A 17,168-nucleotide genomic window follows, 5' to 3' on the forward strand; every position below is an offset into this window, starting at 1 on the left:
AACGACTCTGTGATGGCTGGATATTGGCAAGGATGAGTGTGTCATGACGTTATTGGTTCCCCCACTGCTCCGACGTGGCGATACCATCGCTTTTTTCTCCCCCTCCAGCGCGGCGACCGCCTGGGCACCCAACCGTTTTGCCCGCGCAAAAGCCTTTCTTGAGGGGCAGGGCTTTAGGCTCAAGGCGGGCAGCCTCACCGGCCAGCAGGATCACTGGCGATCAGGCTCCATTGCCGCGCGGGCCGAGGAGCTCAACGCCCTTATTCGCGACCCAGAAGTGCGCTGCATCATGTCGGTGATTGGCGGCAGCAACTCCAACTCCCTGCTGCCCTACCTCGATTTTGAGGCGCTGAGGCGCAATCCCAAGATTATCGTTGGCTACTCAGACGTGACGGCGCTGCTGCTCGGCATCCATGCCCAAACTGGCCTGGTTACCTTTTATGGCCCGGCGCTGGTGGCCTCCTTTGGCGAGTTGCCGCCGCTGGTGGATGAGACGCTGGCCAGTTTTTTACAGATTGCATTGGCCGATGAAGCTGGCGTCCCCTGCACGCTGCCTACCCCGGCAAAGTGGAGCGATGAACGGCTCGATTGGGAGAACCAGACCAGGGCCAAGTGCTACCAGCCCAATCGGCTGATCTCGGTCGGCTCAGGCCGGGTTGAGGGACGGCTGATGGGCGGCAACCTCAACACCATGGCGGGGATCTGGGGCTCCCCCTATATGCCGCCCATCGAGCACGGCGACATTCTGCTGCTGGAGGACAGCCTGAAATCTGCCGAGACGCTGGAGCGATCTTTTGCCCATCTCAAGCTGTGCGGGGTGTTTGATCGGATCGGCGCCCTTATCCTCGGCAAGCACGAGCTGTTCAACGATCAGGGGAGCGGCAAGCGCCCCCTCGATATCCTGCTGGAGGTGGTGGGGGAGCCAAACTTCCCCATTCTGGCGGAGTTTGACTGCGCCCATACCCACCCCATGCTGACGCTGCCGCTGGGTATCGAGGTAGCGCTCGATCTCGACCAACAGCAGCTCACGCTACTGGAACCATGGTGGCGAGCAGAATGAGGGCTAAATGAATGTCCAACAACAAGGCCGCGGATGCGGCCTTGTCTGTTTTTGTGGGGATGGATCAGGGCAGGGCATCGGGCCGGAAGCTGGCGCGGATCTGCGGCACCAGGCTTGATGGGTCGAATCCTTTCTCCTCGCCTAGCACCGGATGGAGCAGGGGTTTCTCTTCGATGGGGGTGATATCCCCCGCCAGCAGCTGGCGGGTGGCCTGACCCATCTGGTAGAGCTGGCGTACCGGCGCAAACTGGGTCGCCAGATTGAGGGGGTCATCGGCGCGGGTGAAGGCCATCATGGGGATCTGGTAGGTGGCATCGCGTGCCGGCTTGTCACCGTGAATGCCCTTGCCGGCAGACATCAAAAACGGCTGGTGATCGCCAAAGGCCACCACCAGATAGCGCTTGCCCGACTGGTCGAGGGTCTTGAGCAGCCGCTCCAGCGAGGCCATGGCATCCACCACCCCTGTGTAATAGGTGTTGAGCAGCTGGGTGTCACTCTCGCTCTGGTTCGGGCAGGCGCCGCTGCGCTCCTGCCCCTGATAGCGGGGGCCATCAAAGGGGCCGTGCCCCTGCATGGTGACCGCATAGGCAAACAGCGGTTTGTCATCCTGCTCGCTGCGCTTGAGCAGGTGGTCGATGAGGGCATCATCGGAGATATAGAGCCCCTTGTGCTCAAGGGTGGTGAAGCGGGTGTCGAACCAGCGCTCCTCATAGCCGAGCGCCGGGATCGCCTTGGCGCGGCCCCAGAATTTTTCCACATAGGGGTGGGCGAACAGGGTCTGGTAGCCGCTCTGTCTGGCGCTCTGGGCCAGCCCCGGCACCTGCTGCGAGAGGTAGTAGTAGGGCACCACACCCTGCTTGAGCAAGCCCACCGGCAGGCCGGTGTTCATCTCGAACTCCGCCAGTACCGTCATGCCGCCGGTGGTGGGGGAGTGGATGGTTTTTTGCCACTGCTGCACGCTGGCGGGTAGGGAGAGGGTGGGAGCCGGGGCGCAGATCCGCCCCTTCCAGTCGAGCCAGAGCGACTCATATTGCAGCACGATCACCAGATCCCAGCGCGGCGCTATGCCCTGGGGCGGATAGCTCAGCTGCGGGGCCAGCTCGTTGATCTGCAAGGGGTAGCGAAACACGCTGCCGCTTTGCAGCATCTCGTCCACCAGATTGAACAGATAGAGGCCGGGGCCGGAGCGGATGATGTCCCTGTGGTAGTTGACCGCGCGATCCACGTAGCGAATGTTGGCCCCCAGCAGCTTGTTGCCGGTCTGGGTGGCAAAGACGCAGAGGGCAAAGAAGGCGACGGTGGCAGCGGCTGTGCGCAACACCCAGCGCGACAGGGCAAAGCGCCAGCAGAGAAACAGTGCCAGCAACACGGTGAAGATGGGCAGGATGGGGTGCTGGTCGAGCAGGATCCGCAGCAGCGCCAGCAGGTTGCCAAAATCGTCCCCGCCGAGCGGCACGCCGTAGATGGCGATCTTCATAAAGTTGGCCAGCAGACCTATGCCTGACAGCGCGGTAAAGACCAGCCCCATATAGAGGTTGAAGCCCGCCAGCGCGCAGAGGCTCCAACCCAGCACCATGCTGCCCCAGGCGAGATAGTAGTGCTCCGGCCGAAAGCCTGACCAGAGCAGAAACTCCCCCAGCTTGAACACCACGAAGCCGTGCAGCAGCACAAAGGTGAGGTTGCCGAGCAGCAGGCTGCCGATGATCCGCCAGCGCAGGCTGCGACGCAGCTTTGGCAGCACCGTCTTGAGCACGGCGGCGCTCAGGGCCAGCACCAGCGTCAGGCTCACTACCAGATAGGTGAGGTTGAAGCCCTGCTCCGGCAGGGTTTGCAGGATCTGGCTGAAGTCGCCGCTCTCGGGGCGATCTTTGAGCAGCAGCCCGATGCGCAGCTGATAACGGCTGGCCAGTGCATCGTCCGGGGCGCGCAGGGTGCTGTTGAGATCCAGCGAGCAGCGGTTATTGCGGCACACCTGACGCTTATCCACCGCTTGACTGAGCTGGTCGATCCGCTCCCCCTTGTCGTTGAGTAGCTCCACCCGCACCTTGTCCCCCGCTTGCAATGGTCCCCGCAACTGCCACTGGCTCCGTACCACCAGATAGAGGCCGCGGCTGTCGCTTTTATAGAGCAGGGCGTGGCGGGTGAGGGTGGCCAGTGGATTGTCGGCGGGGCCCAGCACCAGCGGCTGGGCACGGCCCAGCCAGCTGCCGGGATTGATCAGCGGCAACAACAGGGTCAGCAGCAGCAATCCGCCCAGCAGGGCAAGCAGCAGAGAGGGCAGACTCAGGACGCGGGGGCGGCCTGAGGAGGGGCGATTCATATAAGCTCATCCTTTGAGCGAGTGAGGGAGAGATCGTTCATCCGCATAGAGTTTGACCCGATGGTGCGGGCCTTGTTTCAGCTTGTCAATTTAATGACCACTTAATGAATATTTGGTTACAGCTCAACCTTGCAAATTGTGATCCCGATCGAGGGGTTGTTCGGAATATGTGATGAAAGCGTCATCATGGGGTTTTGCCGCTGGCTTGGGAGGGATCTGCTGTTTAGTCTCTCGATAGCGACTGGAGGTACATGTATGAATCCCAAAGTGATGGCACGTCAGGCCAGATTGCTGCGCATGCTGGAGAGCAAGGAAGAGATCCGGATCGGACGTGAGCGCGACTGCCCGTTGCCGCTGGCCCAACTGGTCAAGCTGAAGGATAGCCATCCGGCTGTGGTCAAGGTCTATCGCCACGGTCTCACCGCCGAGGTGTTTCACCTCAAGGTGGAGGGGCATCACTGGTGCCTCAAGCGGCGCCGTCAGGATTCACTGGTGGCCAACCTCGATGGCAAGACTGCCTTTCTGACCGAGCTGGAGCGGCGGCGCGAAATCGAGGCGCTGCGCGAGTTGCATCCTACTGTCCTCTCCCACGTGGTCTGCACCAGCTTTGGCTCGGCGCGGGCCGGTGTGCTGGTCTCCCCCTGGTTGCGGGGTGTGCCGGTCCACCAGCTCAACGAGCGCAATCTGGCCCAGATGCTGGAGGTGCAGGGGGAGCTGGCCCGCTGGGGCTGGTTTGACTGGGACCCGAGCCCGGGCAACCTGCTCGATGACGGCGAGCAGATCTGCGTGTTCGACTTTGGCTATATGTGGACCTTCGATCCCCGCTTTGAATACAACTCCAACGGTCTGGTCGACCCGCAGTTCCATGTACCGGAGCGGTTGGAGACCCGTACCCTCTCCGGACTCTGGCTCGATGAGGCCGATCCTCTGCCGCAATTTCGCTACTGGCGCGAGCTTTGTCTGAAATGGGTGAAACGGGAGATCCACCACCTGATCCGCGAAGGGGCCAGCGCGCCCGTGCTGGCCCGCCTGCACGCCCTGCAAGGGGAGTGGAGCGCCGCGCTGGCGAGCGACGAGGCGCTGGTCGCCAACTGGTGGCGGGACATGTATCGCAGCCACCGGCTCGATGTGGCCGATGATCTGAGCGGCCAGAGTTGCGGCCCGCTCACCCTGCGTCGCCTCGATTGGCTGATGCAGGCGGTAACGGATCACTATCCGCTGCTGGTGGACAATCTCTCGCCTCAGGAGACGGAGCTGGGCCAGACCGGGCTGCTGGCCCGCTTGCAGCAGTTGCGCCGCGAAGCCGTCGCCTGTCAGTTGCCTGCCACCAGCCTTGCCTGAGCCAATACCTTGGCGGAGTACAAATGAACAGGGCGCCTTGCTGGCGCCCTGTTGCGTGTTCGAAATTGCCTAGCGGTGAGGGTCAGTCCAGCAACTCCTGATGGAGGCGGTTGACGATATTGCCCGCCTCGCTCTCCTTGACCAGGAAGCAGAGGTTGTGGGCGCTGGCGCCGTAACAGATCATCCGGATGTTGTGCTCGCGCAGGGCGTCAAAGACCTGACTGCCCACCCCGTTCACTTCGCTCATCCGGTTGCCGATGAGCGCCACCAGTGCCAGACCGGTTTCCACCTCCACTTTGCAAAGCTGGCCCAGCTCGGCCAGTACCTTGTCGCTCAGGATCGGTTCGCCGTTGCTCTGGCTGCCGGTGTGATCCAGCGTCAATGACACGCTCACTTCCGAGGTAGTGATGAGGTCGACCGAGATGCGGTGACGGGCCAGAATGCCGAACACTTCGGCCAGAAAACCGTAGGCGTGGAACATGTTGAGGCTGTGCAGGGTCACCAGCACCTGCTGGCGGCGCAGGGCGACGGCGCGAAACAGCGGGCTTGAATCTGTGCTGGCGCGGATCCAGGTACCACCGGCGGCGGGGTCCTTGGCGGAGCCGACAAACACCGGAATATTCTGGCGCACCGCCGGTTGCAGGGTGGCGGGGTGCAGCACCTTGGCGCCGAAAGTGGCCATCTCGGCTGCTTCGACAAAGCTGATTTCGGGAATGGGGCGGGCGCGGGTGACGAGGCGCGGATCCGTGGTGTAGATGCCGGGCACATCGGTCCAGATCTCGATACTGGCGGCATCGAGTGCTTCGGCGAGCAGGGCTGCGCTGTAGTCAGAGCCGCCGCGCCCCAGCGTGGTGGTGCGGCCATCGCCATCGGCGCCGATAAAGCCCTGGGTGATGATAAGGCTATCGCCCAGCTGCGGGCCCAGCGTCTGCTGGCAGAGAGTGCGGGTGGTGGCCAGATCGACGGTGGCTTTGCCAAAGCGGCTGTCGGTGCGCATCAGCTGGCGCACATCCTGCCAGTGGGCCTTGATGCCGCGCTGGCGCAGCAGCTCGGTAAAGAGGCGGGTAGACATCAGCTCGCCGCAGGCGATGAGGCGATCGGCCAGCTCCGCATCGGTATGCTGGTGAGCTTGCTGGGCCATGAGGCGAATTTCGTCCAGCTGGCCATGAATGAGGGCGCTCACATCAACGGGGTTGCCGAGATCGGCCAGAATGGCCTGCTGGATCCCGGCCAGTTTGGCCAGCTGCTCGTCGCGGCCCGCTTCGTCCAGCTCCCCTTGTGCCAGGGCGACCAGCAGGTTGGTAACACCGGCGCTGGCGCTCAGCACCACCACCCGGGTGGCGGGATTGGCCAGCACGATGTCGGCGCAGTGATTCATGGCCGGGAAGTTGGCGACACTGGTTCCGCCAAACTTGGCGACATTGATCGGGCTCATTGCTTACTCCTGTCTTATTTTAAGATTCCGGTTCCATCGGGCAAAAAAGAGAGGAGGAGGCTGAAAATGGCAGGAATGAACGAAGCTATCCCGGCCAGAAGCACTCCACCTGCAGAGCCCATCCCGTACCGCCCCTGACAGGGCGCGGTGGGGGATGATCACTACCGATGACAACCCGGGGGATTCAGCCCCCGCAGCCGACGTTGAGGTTACCAGTCTCCTCACTCGTCTCGGCGCTGCTCCCCCTGACCCAAGTTCACCGGACGCTGGCGTCCTCCCTTGGGCTGCCTGGGCAGCGCTCCTCTTCTGGCTCCACCAGGGCGGTGGAGTGCATTTAGAAATACCCTGCGTTGGATTGCACTGTCAATCGAGTTTGTGAAAAAGTTCAAATTGTCGGCTAACTCAACGCAGGATCAATGACTTAGGCAATGGTCTTTGACAAAACCTTGGAACGGCGCTGCCAGTTGTAGAGACGCTGGCGCGCCACCGGCAGATCTTCCACTTCCAGCGGATCGAAGCCCCGCTCCCGGAACCAGTGGATGGAACGGGTGGTGAGCACGAACAGGCGGCGAATGCCAAGCCGCTTGGCCCGCTCGGCCACCTTGGCCACCAGCTGATCCCCCCGGTTGGAGTTGCGATAATCGGGGTGGATGGCGACGCAGGCCATCTCCGCCATCGCCTCTTCCATAAAGCAGTAGAGTGCCGCGCAGCCGATGATGAGACCATCGCGCTCGATGATGGTGAACTTGTCGATCTCCATCTCCAGCTGCTCGCGGGAGCGGCGCACCAGAATCCCTTCCTCCTCCAGCGGGCGAATGAGATCCAGAATGCCGCCGATATCCTCGATGGTGGCGGCGCGGGCCTGCTCGGCACTTTCCCGCACGATCTGGGTGCCGAGGCCGTCACGGCTGAACAGCTCCTGCAACATGGCGCCATCATCCTGATAGCTCACCAGATGGGAACGGGGCACGCCGCCACGGCAGGAGGCAATGGCTGCGCGCAAGTAGCGGGCGGTGCCGGACATCTCTTCGCCCGCTTGTTCCAGCTCCACCAGCAGCTCTTCGGCCTGCTCGGGGAAGAGCTCGGAGATGGCTTCGCCGCGCCTGTCCATCACCCCCTGGGTGCTGCTAAAGCAGATAAGCTTGTCCGCCTTGAGATCGACCGCCACCCGGCGGGCCACCTCTTCGGAGCTCAGGTTAAAGCTCTCGCCGGTGACTGAGCAGCCGATGGGGGAGATGAGCACCAGACTTTTCTGGTCGAGCTGGCGGGTGATCCCCTCCACGTCGATGCGGCGCACCCGGCCGCTATGGCAAAAGTCGATGCCATCATCCACCCCCAGCGGCTGGGCGGTGACGAAGTTGCCGCTCACCACGCTGATCCGCGCCCCCTGCATCGGGGTGTTGGCGAGCCCCATGGAGAGCTGGGCGGTGATGTCGTATTGCAGGCCGCCACACACCTGTTTGATGATGGTGAAACTCTCGTCATCGGTGACCCGGATCCGCTTGTGGTACTGGGCCTCGATACCGGCGCGGGCCAGCGCCTCATCGTTTTGCGGACGTGAACCAAACACCAGCACCAGGCGTATGCCCAGTGTCTGCAGCAGGGCGATATCGCTGACGATATTGGCGAAGTTGGGGTGGCAGATGGCTTCTCCCCCCATCATCAGCACAAAGGTGGCACCCCGATGCACATTGACATAGGGGGTGGATTGCCGGAAGGCATTGACCAGACTGGGTTCGCGTTCACGCACTTGATATTTCTTCCATAAAAAAACAGCGATTGGCTCAATATATGAAAATTAATTCACAAATCAAGACTAAATATTGATTTTGGCCGTTTCTGGTCTACGAGGGGCGGGTTGGCCGTGCGGATTGGGAAAGGGTGACGGACGGTGCAGACTGCCGCCGGGGCGAGCGGGGAGGGGCCCGCCGGTTGATCCGGCGCGATAAACTGCTATCTTCGATGCTCCTTTTCGTCAGCTGTGTGATTTCACAGGGTTTTATACAAGGACAGAATTCATGGAACAGATTATTTCACCGGCAGATGCCCTGCCGGGACGACGCGAAGCGATGGTGATTGGTCAGCAGCATGCGGTGAACGGCAACCCGACTCAGGGCCCCTGGCCGGAAGGGATGGCGCTGGCCTGGTTTGGTATGGGCTGTTTCTGGGGTGTGGAGCGCCTGTTCTGGCAGCAGCCGGGCGTCTACTCCACCGCGGCAGGTTATCAGGGCGGCGTGACCCAGAATCCCACCTACAAAGAGGTGTGCAGCGGCCTGACCGGCCATGCCGAGACGGTGCAGGTGGTGTTTGATCCGGCTGTGATCAGCTACGGAGATCTGCTCAGACTGTTCTGGGAGCAGCACGATCCGGCGCAGGGGATGCGTCAGGGCGGGGACATCGGCACCCAGTATCGCTCGGTGATCTTTTATGGCGACGAGAGCCAGCAGATCATTGCCCAGCAGAGCATGGCGGCCTACCAGCAGGCGATGGCGGCAAGCGGCGACAGTCGTGCCATTACCACCCGCATTCTGCCGCTGGCGCCCTTCTACTACGCCGAGGATTACCATCAGCAATATCTGGAGAAAAATCCGGATGGCTACTGCGGATTGGGTGGCATTGGAGTCTGTTTGCCGCCCAGCCTGAACCGCTGAACAGGTTTGTAGTCGATTTCTTAATAAAAGTGAAAATAAATGGTCGGAGGAGGGAACTTATTGCGACCAGTCGGGACTAACTAGGTAGCGTCCAGGGATCGGATGCAAAGTCCAGACACATTTCTTGCCTTGATAACCGCCTGATGAATGAACGCACTGGCGGGTTGAAAATGATAGCAAGCAGGGCTGCCCACCAAGGCGGCCCTTTTCCTTATCTGCTGCTTTTAAATCTTGCGTTGGGCGGGAGAGCCGGACGGCAGATCAGCCGATGGCGCTGTCGAACAGGTTCTTGATGAGATCGATAAACTCGATGAGGAAGGTTTTCTGTTCCGGGGTCGGAGCGCGCAGCCAGACGGCAGATAGCACCTCTTCCAGGTCGGCGACCACGGCGTCGGCCTCTTGCATGATGGCGAAACGCACCTTGGGATCGAGCTGGGGGTTTTGCTCGCAAATGGCCATCAGGTTGCTGGCAACACGGCCACTGACCAGATCTTCGATGGTCTCTTCACCATCGTTCTGCTGTTGGGATTCAAACAATCCCAAACTCTCCACCAGATACTCGATCAGCGAGATATAGCCTTCACTTTCTACCACCATGGTTGCTGCCTCAATACAGTAACAATACGAAAATTAAGCGTATTTTAGTGGCTTGCCCTAGCTTGGCAAGCAGCAGTGCAGGCGATGGCGAGTAAAACTGACTCCGCCCCGCTCCACGCACTCCAGCCCGGTCAACGTAAAGCCATGTCGTAAAAATAGCTCATAACTGAAGGCGCTGGCCTCGGTGGTGATGAGTGTCATACCGAGTCCTCTGGCCCCCGCGAGCGCCGTGGTGAGGAGCAGATTGCCCAGTCCCTGGCGCTGATGGTCGGCGCTCACATAGAGCAGACTGAGGTGGCCATCGGGGCTCAGGGTGACAAATCCGAGGGGCACATTTGCCTGTTCCGCTACCCAGCCGTGGTGCTCGCGCAGCTGGCTGACAAAGCCCGGATGTTGTGAACCGAGGGCCCACTGCTCCACCTGTTCGGCGCTGTAGTGCTCGGGGCCGCTGCGTCGCACCGCCTGCTCAAACAGGCTCACGAGGGAGGGGATATGTGCCTCACCAAGGGGGACAATGCAAAGTGCTGGACTAAGTGCTGGCGTCATAAGGTTGGGTCGTCAGTGGGGGAGAGGGGGCGCGGCGCCTGTGGCCGTTTGGCTTTGGGCAGACCCGCGACAACCCGCTCATAGGAGTGGTGCACCCAGCCCTGCCACAGCTCATCTGGCAAGGTGCTGTTCAGGGTCACTGTGTTCCAGTGTTGCTTGTTCATATGCCAACCCGGTTTGACCTCGGGGTGGATCTCGCGCAGCAGCAACGCCAGCTCGGGCTCGCACTTGAGGTTGATGGTGAGCGGCTCGGCCTGCCAATCCACCAGCGCGAACATCTTGCCCGCGATGCGGTAGACCAGGATCTCCGGGCCAAACGGGGTATCTTCGGTGGCGCCCGGCAGGGTCAGCAGAAAGTGGCGCAAACGGGTCAAATCCATGGAAAGTTCTCGCGCAAGGGGTGATCCGGGTCATGTCAGGCGCATATCTATCGGCGGGCCTGTTCTGTTAATATGCGCGCAGCCGAGTATACCCCCCATCACCAAGGGAGCCTATTGGATGTTGTATCACAAGACTTTCGAACTGGGTCCCGAGCGGGATTGGGTGGTGTTTGTCCACGGCGCCGGTGGCAGCTCCTCCATCTGGTTCAAGCAGCTGCGCGCCTATCGCGAGCACTTCAACGTGCTGTTGCTGGACTTGCGCGGCCACGGCCAGTCCCACCAACTGCAACAGGTGGTCAAGGGCCACTACAGCTTTCGGGAAGTGACCGAAGATATCGTTCGGCTGCTCGATCATCTCGATATCCGCCGCGCCCACTTTGTCGGCATCTCCCTTGGCACCATCCTTATTCGCCATCTGGCCGAGCTCTGCCCGGAGCGGGTCAAGAGCATGGTACTGGGGGGCGCCATTTTGCGGCTCGATATCCGCTCGCGGGTACTGGTGCAACTGGGCCGACTCGGCCAGCACTTCCTGCCCTATATGTGGCTCTACCGGCTGTTTGCCTTCATCATCATGCCGCGCCAGCACCATCAGGAGTCGCGCAACCTCTTTGTGCGCGAAGCCCGCAAGCTCTGCCAGAAAGAGTTCAAACGCTGGTTCCGCCTTGCCACCGAGGTTAACCCGCTGATGCGTTACTTCCGCGAACGCTCCCTGCCCATTCCCACCCTCTATGTGATGGGGGAGGAGGATCATATGTTTCTGGCTCCGGTGCGCGAACAGGTGGCCCGCGATGCCAGCTCCTCGCTGGCGGTCATTGAGCAGTGCGGCCATGTCTGCAATGTGGAGCAGCCGGAGCAGTTTAATCGCCGTACGCTGGCATTTATTCAATCGCTGGGTGGTGGGGGAAAATAATCAGTTATCTCAAATCGTTACTCAGAGCCGGTGATATTCTAATAAAAGTTTTTTCTGTGGTGTATTTTTATCGATTAGGATGTGGTGTGTTTACTCGCCGAGTAAATAATCTTAATTTGGTAATTGAAAGAAGCCCCGGAGTAACAATTTTACCGGGGCATTCATAATGCTGAAGTCAATTGAATGCACGATTCTTTGACGTTTAGATAACTAACTTTTAAGGTAAGTCCTCACCACCTTTATACAAGGCGCCATTACAACGTTTTATTCGTAAATAACCGTATCGGCAACCTTGTATAACACCATATTTTTCAATAGCTGCAATGGTATAGTTAGAACATGATGGAGTATAAATGCACCGTCTATTATGAAGATGGCGTAAATGCTTTTGATAAAATCGAACCGCCGATATTGCAATAATCTTCATAGCTCTTTCTCGAAAACACAGACTAACCAAGCTCCTTTTCCACCCCCACAGCCAGCGACGGTAACCTCTCTAAAATCACTAGAGTGTAAACGCCATCCACTTTCGGCATATTGATTAAGGAAAGCTTGAAATTGTTCACAGCGTTTAGCATCCCATCCATTATCTTTCGCACCACAACCTGATACAGTAGGAATAAATGTATCAACTTTATATGTGAAAGGCATAATAACTCCTGAGTTTAATTATGAAATCATGTTTATATCAAGGCAAGTGTTATAAATGTGCTGCCCATAATCAACCTAAGCAGATGCACTCACAAAATACGGTCTTTAAATAAATTAATTTCTATATTTATCTTTTATATGCTGATGGTAGTATTGACCAACTGAACGCGCAGTTACAAAAGACCTAAAAATATGTTCTGGAACGCTATAAAACGTATATACAGGATTGCTATCTTCGAAATCAATAAACATTTTCATAGACTCTGCATTGTAGCCTACGCGACGAATTGCAGTTGAATTTACATGTATCCATTCAGTCATGTTTTTATCCTTTAATTTATTATCGGTTCTAGGTTGGCTTGTTATTAATTTAATGTTTTTTAAGTTTTTAATAACAAGCTATAGTTAATTTAGGCGGACTGGTTGCACTGCCGCAATTAGAGCTGGAACATCAATATTATTTAGCTTTCCATCCTTTAGCTTTTTATGTAGATATGGCCCGAATTTTTGCGTTACATAAATGTTGTCCATCCAGCGACGGAATTCTCCAAGAGCATCTACAGGGTAAATCCATGCCATCTGATCTTTTTGAGGGAAATCAATAGGGAAGTTATGACGGTGTTTTATTCTATCACCATATTTATGGTTTAGCGCATGATCACTCCAGTGCTTTCCCCATGCGATACCAACGCTAATGTCAGGCATTGTTTTGCTGTCAAACGGCATACCGTTTCTAATGCTGGAAATTATTAGGTTAGCAATTTCAGAGAACACACTAAAATAACCAGATGGCAACTCATTGAGAGTTATCCTCTCATGAAATACTTTCCAGTAATGTGGTATTGCATCTTCAGGGTTATAACCTGTGCGTTCATATATAAATGTGCGAAGTGTTAATTTCGCAAGGCTACGGTAGTTACGTTTTGCTTGTTCTTGAGGTATTTGTGAGTCGAAAGCATAATACTCAAGGATTGCCATGCAATTTGTATCATTAATAGCATGGTAAGTTTTTCCATCAACAGTAATTGGCACATAAAGATTATTTGGATCACCTCCTTGCTCTAGAATTAGTCTCTCTATAGCTTGGCCACGAGGCTTAGTGCGCAAGTCAATTTGCCAGTCTTTTACTAGAGTAATAATAACACTCGGAGCTACACCACAAAGTGTAGCCAAACCTCTTGCGCCAAGGTAAGGGGTTCCATCATTCATAACTCCCATTTCAATACCATCAGGAGCTGTATGCCTGACAGAAGATAGTTGAAGTTTATATTGCTCCATGGATTCCTCTTTTTAGTATCATTCTATGAATGAATATGTTTATTTAAATTTCAGATGATAGCGTTAAACATTGTGATGATATTTTCCTATCAGCCAAAAGATTACTTCTGCATGAATTTTCAGCCTTTGGCATGCTGTTTTTAACCCAATTAAGGCGGGCCAATCCAAACTCTCTCCCTAGCTGCTTTCGGAACCTTGAGTGCCGTATGGAAAGATATCAAACGGCGACCAATTTAAGTGAGCAAAAAGTTAGTTATCGCTCGGATTTTGAAAGGTTTTTTGATGAGGATCAGGCTTGAGCCAAGTTGGCTCCGGGTTGAGTGGGTAAGGGGAGTTCAATAAATAAACAGATAAGGCATCCTTGGCTACTGGCGCCAAGTGACAGCAGTGGCTGGGCAATATCACGGTTATGCCCTGTTATAAGGGCTATTGGTTTCGGGTCATCGAGCAGACCGGCCACGTTTGCCCAAGGTGTTCAGTAGCCGGTCATCTCCAGATAGCCGACCCCCTTTGCATCCCCCGAAACAGAGACAGCGCCCTCCCAGTAGTCAAAGCGACCTGTCATGGCCTGATTGGGCTGACGGGCTTTGATGGTGAGGCTCATACCGGCGGCGTTTAGCTGCCACTCGACGGGGTAATCCTGACCCTTGGGGCCGCGCCAGGTGTTGCCCGGGGTAAGGCGAATCGCGTCGGGGGCGAGCACCCGGCTGCTGCCATCCCGCTCAATCAAAATACCGTAACGGTTTTCTGGCTGGTTTTCGGGATTAGCGCGGCCCGCCTTGGTGCGCAGGCGAAACAGCATCAGCTCGCGGCCATCAGCCAGTTGCAGCGAAAACCAGTCCCAGCCCGATTGCCACTCGGCCAATACCGAGCTGCTCCACTCGTGATCAAACCACCCTTGGCCGCTGACGATGCGGGTCTCGCCATCGCGAGTCAGGGAGCCACGAAGAGTGAGGCGCGGGTAGGAGTAGTAAAAGGAGGCGTTGCCCGGGCTCTTCTCGCTATAACCGGCCTTGCCTTGCAGCACCAGCGGCTTGGCGGCAGTGACGGTGAGGTTCAGTTCACCAATCTTGCTCTGCACCTTGAGGGTGGCGGGGAACAGCGCGGCCCCTTGCGAGGCAAGTCGCCACTCCCTGAGCCAATATTGACCGCCGCTGGCTCCCGCCAGTCCCGGTCCCTGCCGACTGGCCCGTTCATCTTGCTGGTGGCTGCCACGGTCGAGATCCGTGATGGCAAATTGGGCCAGCCAGAGCTGGGGGGTTAGCCAGGGGTTGCTGGAGCGGATCTCTTGTTCGATACCCTGCCGAAACAGGGTCCACTGCATGCCATATTCACGCCCCTGTTCATCCTTGAGGTTGCCGGTGAGATACCACCACTCGGTGCGGTAATCGGGGTGGGCGGCGTGATCCTCCGGCAATTGGATGGTTTGCCCCGGCAGCACCTTTTTAAAGTTGTCGTTGCCGCCGCCGAGCAGGGCGCCCAGATCGCTGGCAGCGATAGCCCCGCTATAGAGCGTCCAGAGCATACCCAGCGCCAGCGGCCACCCTTTGATCTGTTTCATACCACTCTCCTTGCTGCATACCAGGAGGCCAGTGCCCCGCACACCGGCGCCAGCAAGAGGGCGGTGACCGCATGAAGGGGGGCGGCCTCGAAGGCGAGGCGCCAGCCGAAGGCGCGGGGGTTAACCACCTCGATCAGCACCCAGGCAAGGCCATAGCCCACCGGCAGGGCCAGCAGGGCGGTAAGCAGCCCCAATCCCGCCCCTTGCCACACCAGCAGATGGCGGCAGTGGCGGGGGCTCAAGCCCAGACTCTGCAAGGTCTGCAACTCGCCACGGCGCGCCAGCCCCAGCACCATAAAGGCCGAGCCAATGCCGACAAAGGCGATGCCGAGGATCAGCAGTTTCAATAGCTCGGTCACCACAAAGGTCTGGTCAAACACCTTGAGGGCCGCGCTGTGAATGGCGGGGGCGGAGAGCAGATTGAGCTGCTCGCCAAAGCGCTCGCGCAGGCGGTCGGCCAGCAGCTCGGGGTCGTTGCTAAAGAGGGCGAGGGATTGCACCGCCCCGGCCTCAAAGGCATGCAGGAGCTGCCCCTTGTCGCTGCCGTAATCCTGATAGACGCCGGTGACGGTGAACTGCCGTGGCCCCTGCTCGCCACTGATCGCCAACCTCTGGCCTACCTTGACCCCGAGGCGCACCGTCAACGGTTCGCTCGCCAGCACCTCGTCGGGGCGGGTCGGCCAGCGTCCGGCCAGCAGCGGATAGGCCGCTTTAAGCTGGGGGATAAAGTCCATCTGCGCCCACTCGATGGGCTGCCCCCGCCAGCGGGCAGGGTGCACCGAGCGGCGCGAGGCGGCGCTCACCAGCGGATTGGCGAGCAGGGTCTTAAGGGTGGCGTCGCTCAAGGTGCCCTTGTTGCCCGCCACCCCCTTGGGGGCGGTGACGTAGAGATCGGCGGCCAGACGCTGGCCGAGCCAGATCTCGACGCTGGAGCGAAAACTCGACACCATGACCCCGATGCCGATGGCCGCCGCGATGGCCAGCTGCAACGCCATCACCGCGATGGCGGTGCGATCGAGATGATAGAGGGTCTCGGCCACCCCGAGCCGGGCGGTGAGCGGGCCGCCCGCGCGCCGTCGCAACCAGCCAAGCAGGCCGCGCAGGGCATCGGGCAGCCAGAGCGCCATGGCCAGCAGCCAGCCGCCGGCGATAAAGAGGGCACCGGTCAGACCCGTTTGCGGCAGCCACAGGCACAGAGCGCACAGCAGCAAGATGGCGATGGCCAGCACGCGTCGTCGCCACGGGTGAGCGGGGGGACGGCTGCTCCCGGCTCGCAGTTCGAGGGGGGATTGGCGCAGCAGTTGCCACCAGCCGGGCAGGTTGGCGGCCAGTGTGCCGAGCAGCCCGATCAACAGTGCCTTGAGCAGGCTCACCGGGGAGAGGCGAAGCAGATCGATGGGGTTGGGCCCATAGAGATCGGCCAGCGCCTGGGTCAGTTGTCCCATCAGCGCCAGTGCCAACAGGCTGCCGAGCACCACTCCGAGCAGGGTGCCGACTGTGGCGAGAATAAGTAGCTCCAGGATGAGCCAGCGGAGCACCCGACTCGGCCCCATTCCCAGAATGATCAACTGGGCCAGCTGGGAGCGGCGCACGCTCTGGACAAATCGCTGGGCGTTGAACACCAGAAACAATCCCACCGCCATGGCGAGCAGTGACAGCGCCGTCAGGTTAAGGGCCAGCGCATCGCCAAGCTGGCTGGCATCGAGCGCCGGGCTGATGGGCTCAAGCCACAAGGGCCGGTTCGGGTAATCGGTTTGCAAGGTGGCCTGCAGGGTGCGAGCCTCGGCGTCGCTTAGCTTGAAGACGATGCGATCGAGCCGACCCGCTTTATCTAGCAGCGGCTGGGCGAGGCCAATATCAGTTATCAGCAGCCGCTCCATGGGCACGGCGCCCGGTTCAAACGTGCCCGCCAGCGTCAGGGTCAGGGGTTTGGCGCTGGCGCCATCGCTGCCGCCCAATACAAAGCGGCGGCTCTGGCCAGCTTGCCAGCCAAGGCGCTCCGCTTCAGGGGCCGCCAGCCAGATGCTGTCGGCTTGGTTTAAGGTGAAGGCGGGTTCGCTCGCGGGCTGGGCGCCAAACAGCTGGCGCAGGGGGCCGGGGTTGAAGAGATCCATTCCCAGCAGTTGAAAGCTGCGCCCCTCTTCATCCTTGAGCCAGCCATGGAGCTGGGGCATGGCATCGAGGGCGGGCTGGCTGGTCACCAACTGCACGTAAAGCTGTTCATCCAGCCCGCCAGCGGGGGCCAGCCGGTAGTTGGCTTCCCCTGCCAGCTGGCTGCGGGCGGCGACAAAGTTGGTGCGGGCACTGTGATTGAGCAGTTCGATAGCCACCACCAGCGAGCCCCCCAATACCAGTCCGGCCAGACTCATCAGCAGCAACCAGGGGTGGCTACGATAGAGGCGCAGCAGCGCTTTGAGTGGCAGCATCAGCGTGCTCCC

General features: G+C 58.9%; 16 protein-coding genes and 1 riboswitch. Of the genes, 4 read left to right on the forward strand and 12 right to left on the reverse strand.

The annotated features are described in order from the left end of the window. Positions 1-43: 43 nt before the first annotated feature. Positions 44-1,060 (forward strand): S66 family peptidase, encoded by a 1,017-nt coding sequence (locus tag AACT07_RS11500; protein ID WP_069527822.1) that lies wholly within the window; start codon positions 44-46, stop codon positions 1,058-1,060. 64 nt (positions 1,061-1,124) lie between these two features. Here the strand turns inward: AACT07_RS11500 and AACT07_RS11505 are convergent, their stop codons facing one another. Then, on the reverse strand, positions 1,125-3,380 hold the full coding sequence (locus tag AACT07_RS11505; RefSeq protein WP_069527824.1) for an LTA synthase family protein: 2,256 nt from the start codon (positions 3,378-3,380) through the stop codon (positions 1,125-1,127). Between the two features lie 255 nt (positions 3,381-3,635). Between AACT07_RS11505 and AACT07_RS11510 the strand changes: the two genes are divergently transcribed. Further along, entirely contained in the window at positions 3,636-4,721 is a 1,086-nt protein-coding gene (locus AACT07_RS11510) for a hypothetical protein (protein WP_005333743.1), read from the forward strand. A gap of 82 nt (positions 4,722-4,803) precedes the next feature. Here AACT07_RS11510 and lysC read toward each other — a convergent pair whose 3' ends face one another. Next, entirely contained in the window at positions 4,804-6,156 is a 1,353-nt protein-coding gene (gene lysC / locus AACT07_RS11515) for a lysine-sensitive aspartokinase 3 (RefSeq protein WP_069527826.1), read from the reverse strand. Positions 6,157-6,246: 90 nt separating this feature from the next. Beyond that, a riboswitch (Lysine riboswitch) is annotated at positions 6,247-6,470 on the reverse strand. Between the two features lie 107 nt (positions 6,471-6,577). Beyond that, the gene (argA, locus tag AACT07_RS11520; RefSeq protein WP_005345063.1) at positions 6,578-7,906 is read right to left on the reverse strand and encodes an amino-acid N-acetyltransferase; all 1,329 of its coding nucleotides are present in this window, start codon (positions 7,904-7,906) and stop codon (positions 6,578-6,580) included. Positions 7,907-8,174: 268 nt separating this feature from the next. Between argA and msrA the strand changes: the two genes are divergently transcribed. Beyond that, positions 8,175-8,807 carry a peptide-methionine (S)-S-oxide reductase MsrA gene (msrA, locus tag AACT07_RS11525; protein WP_069527827.1) on the forward strand — a complete coding sequence of 211 codons (633 nt, stop codon included), beginning with the start codon at positions 8,175-8,177 and terminating at the stop codon, positions 8,805-8,807. A 261-nt stretch (positions 8,808-9,068) separates the two neighbouring features. Here msrA and AACT07_RS11530 read toward each other — a convergent pair whose 3' ends face one another. From AACT07_RS11530 to AACT07_RS11540, 3 genes are read right to left on the reverse strand one after another with little or no spacing between them, the layout of a single operon-like run. Next, complete coding sequence (locus AACT07_RS11530; protein ID WP_005333735.1) at positions 9,069-9,404, reverse strand: DUF3802 family protein; 336 nt, start codon at positions 9,402-9,404, stop codon at positions 9,069-9,071. Positions 9,405-9,461: 57 nt separating this feature from the next. Next, entirely contained in the window at positions 9,462-9,950 is a 489-nt protein-coding gene (locus AACT07_RS11535) for a GNAT family N-acetyltransferase (protein ID WP_069527829.1), read from the reverse strand. Next, a complete protein-coding gene (locus AACT07_RS11540) occupies positions 9,947-10,330 on the reverse strand; it encodes an MmcQ/YjbR family DNA-binding protein (RefSeq protein ID WP_069527830.1) in 384 nt (127 codons plus the stop codon). Before AACT07_RS11540 ends, AACT07_RS11535 begins: the two co-directional genes overlap by 4 nt. A gap of 118 nt (positions 10,331-10,448) precedes the next feature. Between AACT07_RS11540 and AACT07_RS11545 the strand changes: the two genes are divergently transcribed. Further along, a complete protein-coding gene (locus AACT07_RS11545) occupies positions 10,449-11,240 on the forward strand; it encodes an alpha/beta fold hydrolase (RefSeq protein WP_069527832.1) in 792 nt (263 codons plus the stop codon). Between the two features lie 217 nt (positions 11,241-11,457). Here AACT07_RS11545 and yidD read toward each other — a convergent pair whose 3' ends face one another. The 6 genes from yidD to AACT07_RS11570 all read right to left on the reverse strand — a co-directional run bounded on the left by yidD (position 11,458) and on the right by AACT07_RS11570 (position 17,156). Continuing rightward, positions 11,458-11,667, reverse strand: a complete 210-nt coding sequence (yidD, locus tag AACT07_RS22385) for a membrane protein insertion efficiency factor YidD (RefSeq protein WP_083249967.1) — start codon at positions 11,665-11,667, stop codon at positions 11,458-11,460. After that, entirely contained in the window at positions 11,664-11,891 is a 228-nt protein-coding gene (locus tag AACT07_RS11550) for a DUF4177 domain-containing protein (protein WP_083249968.1), read from the reverse strand. Before AACT07_RS11550 ends, yidD begins: the two co-directional genes overlap by 4 nt. Before the next feature lie 114 nt (positions 11,892-12,005). Continuing rightward, on the reverse strand, positions 12,006-12,212 hold the full coding sequence (locus AACT07_RS11555; protein ID WP_083249969.1) for a KTSC domain-containing protein: 207 nt from the start codon (positions 12,210-12,212) through the stop codon (positions 12,006-12,008). A gap of 84 nt (positions 12,213-12,296) precedes the next feature. Then, the gene (locus AACT07_RS11560; RefSeq protein ID WP_139123817.1) at positions 12,297-13,169 is read right to left on the reverse strand and encodes a hypothetical protein; all 873 of its coding nucleotides are present in this window, start codon (positions 13,167-13,169) and stop codon (positions 12,297-12,299) included. A 475-nt stretch (positions 13,170-13,644) separates the two neighbouring features. Beyond that, complete coding sequence (locus AACT07_RS11565) at positions 13,645-14,730, reverse strand: lipocalin-like domain-containing protein (RefSeq protein WP_069527836.1); 1,086 nt, start codon at positions 14,728-14,730, stop codon at positions 13,645-13,647. After that, positions 14,727-17,156 carry an ABC transporter permease gene (locus AACT07_RS11570; RefSeq protein WP_069527837.1) on the reverse strand — a complete coding sequence of 810 codons (2,430 nt, stop codon included), beginning with the start codon at positions 17,154-17,156 and terminating at the stop codon, positions 14,727-14,729. The genes AACT07_RS11565 and AACT07_RS11570 overlap by 4 nt, the downstream gene beginning before the upstream one ends. Positions 17,157-17,168 lie beyond the last annotated feature (12 nt).

It is taken from the genome of Aeromonas sp. ANP5, assembly GCF_963870295.1.
Taxonomy (GTDB): domain Bacteria; phylum Pseudomonadota; class Gammaproteobacteria; order Enterobacterales; family Aeromonadaceae; genus Aeromonas; species Aeromonas veronii.

Bases quoted from the DNA above. Each gene is read 5' to 3' on its own strand.
- AACT07_RS11500 (WP_069527822.1), top strand. From the start codon at position 44: ATGACGTTATTGGTTCCCCCACTGCTCCGACGTGGCGATACCATCGCT.
- AACT07_RS11505 (WP_069527824.1), bottom strand. From the start codon at position 3,380: ATGAATCGCCCCTCCTCAGGCCGCCCCCGCGTCCTGAGTCTGCCCTCT.
- AACT07_RS11510 (WP_005333743.1), top strand. From the start codon at position 3,636: ATGAATCCCAAAGTGATGGCACGTCAGGCCAGATTGCTGCGCATGCTG.
- lysC (WP_069527826.1), bottom strand. From the start codon at position 6,156: ATGAGCCCGATCAATGTCGCCAAGTTTGGCGGAACCAGTGTCGCCAAC.
- msrA (WP_069527827.1), top strand. From the start codon at position 8,175: ATGGAACAGATTATTTCACCGGCAGATGCCCTGCCGGGACGACGCGAA.
- AACT07_RS11530 (WP_005333735.1), bottom strand. From the start codon at position 9,404: ATGGTGGTAGAAAGTGAAGGCTATATCTCGCTGATCGAGTATCTGGTG.
- AACT07_RS11535 (WP_069527829.1), bottom strand. From the start codon at position 9,950: ATGACGCCAGCACTTAGTCCAGCACTTTGCATTGTCCCCCTTGGTGAG.
- AACT07_RS11540 (WP_069527830.1), bottom strand. From the start codon at position 10,330: ATGGATTTGACCCGTTTGCGCCACTTTCTGCTGACCCTGCCGGGCGCC.
- AACT07_RS11545 (WP_069527832.1), top strand. From the start codon at position 10,449: ATGTTGTATCACAAGACTTTCGAACTGGGTCCCGAGCGGGATTGGGTG.
- yidD (WP_083249967.1), bottom strand. From the start codon at position 11,667: ATGAAGATTATTGCAATATCGGCGGTTCGATTTTATCAAAAGCATTTA.
- AACT07_RS11550 (WP_083249968.1), bottom strand. From the start codon at position 11,891: ATGCCTTTCACATATAAAGTTGATACATTTATTCCTACTGTATCAGGT.
- AACT07_RS11555 (WP_083249969.1), bottom strand. From the start codon at position 12,212: ATGACTGAATGGATACATGTAAATTCAACTGCAATTCGTCGCGTAGGC.
- AACT07_RS11560 (WP_139123817.1), bottom strand. From the start codon at position 13,169: ATGGAGCAATATAAACTTCAACTATCTTCTGTCAGGCATACAGCTCCT.
- AACT07_RS11565 (WP_069527836.1), bottom strand. From the start codon at position 14,730: ATGAAACAGATCAAAGGGTGGCCGCTGGCGCTGGGTATGCTCTGGACG.
- AACT07_RS11570 (WP_069527837.1), bottom strand. From the start codon at position 17,156: ATGCTGCCACTCAAAGCGCTGCTGCGCCTCTATCGTAGCCACCCCTGG.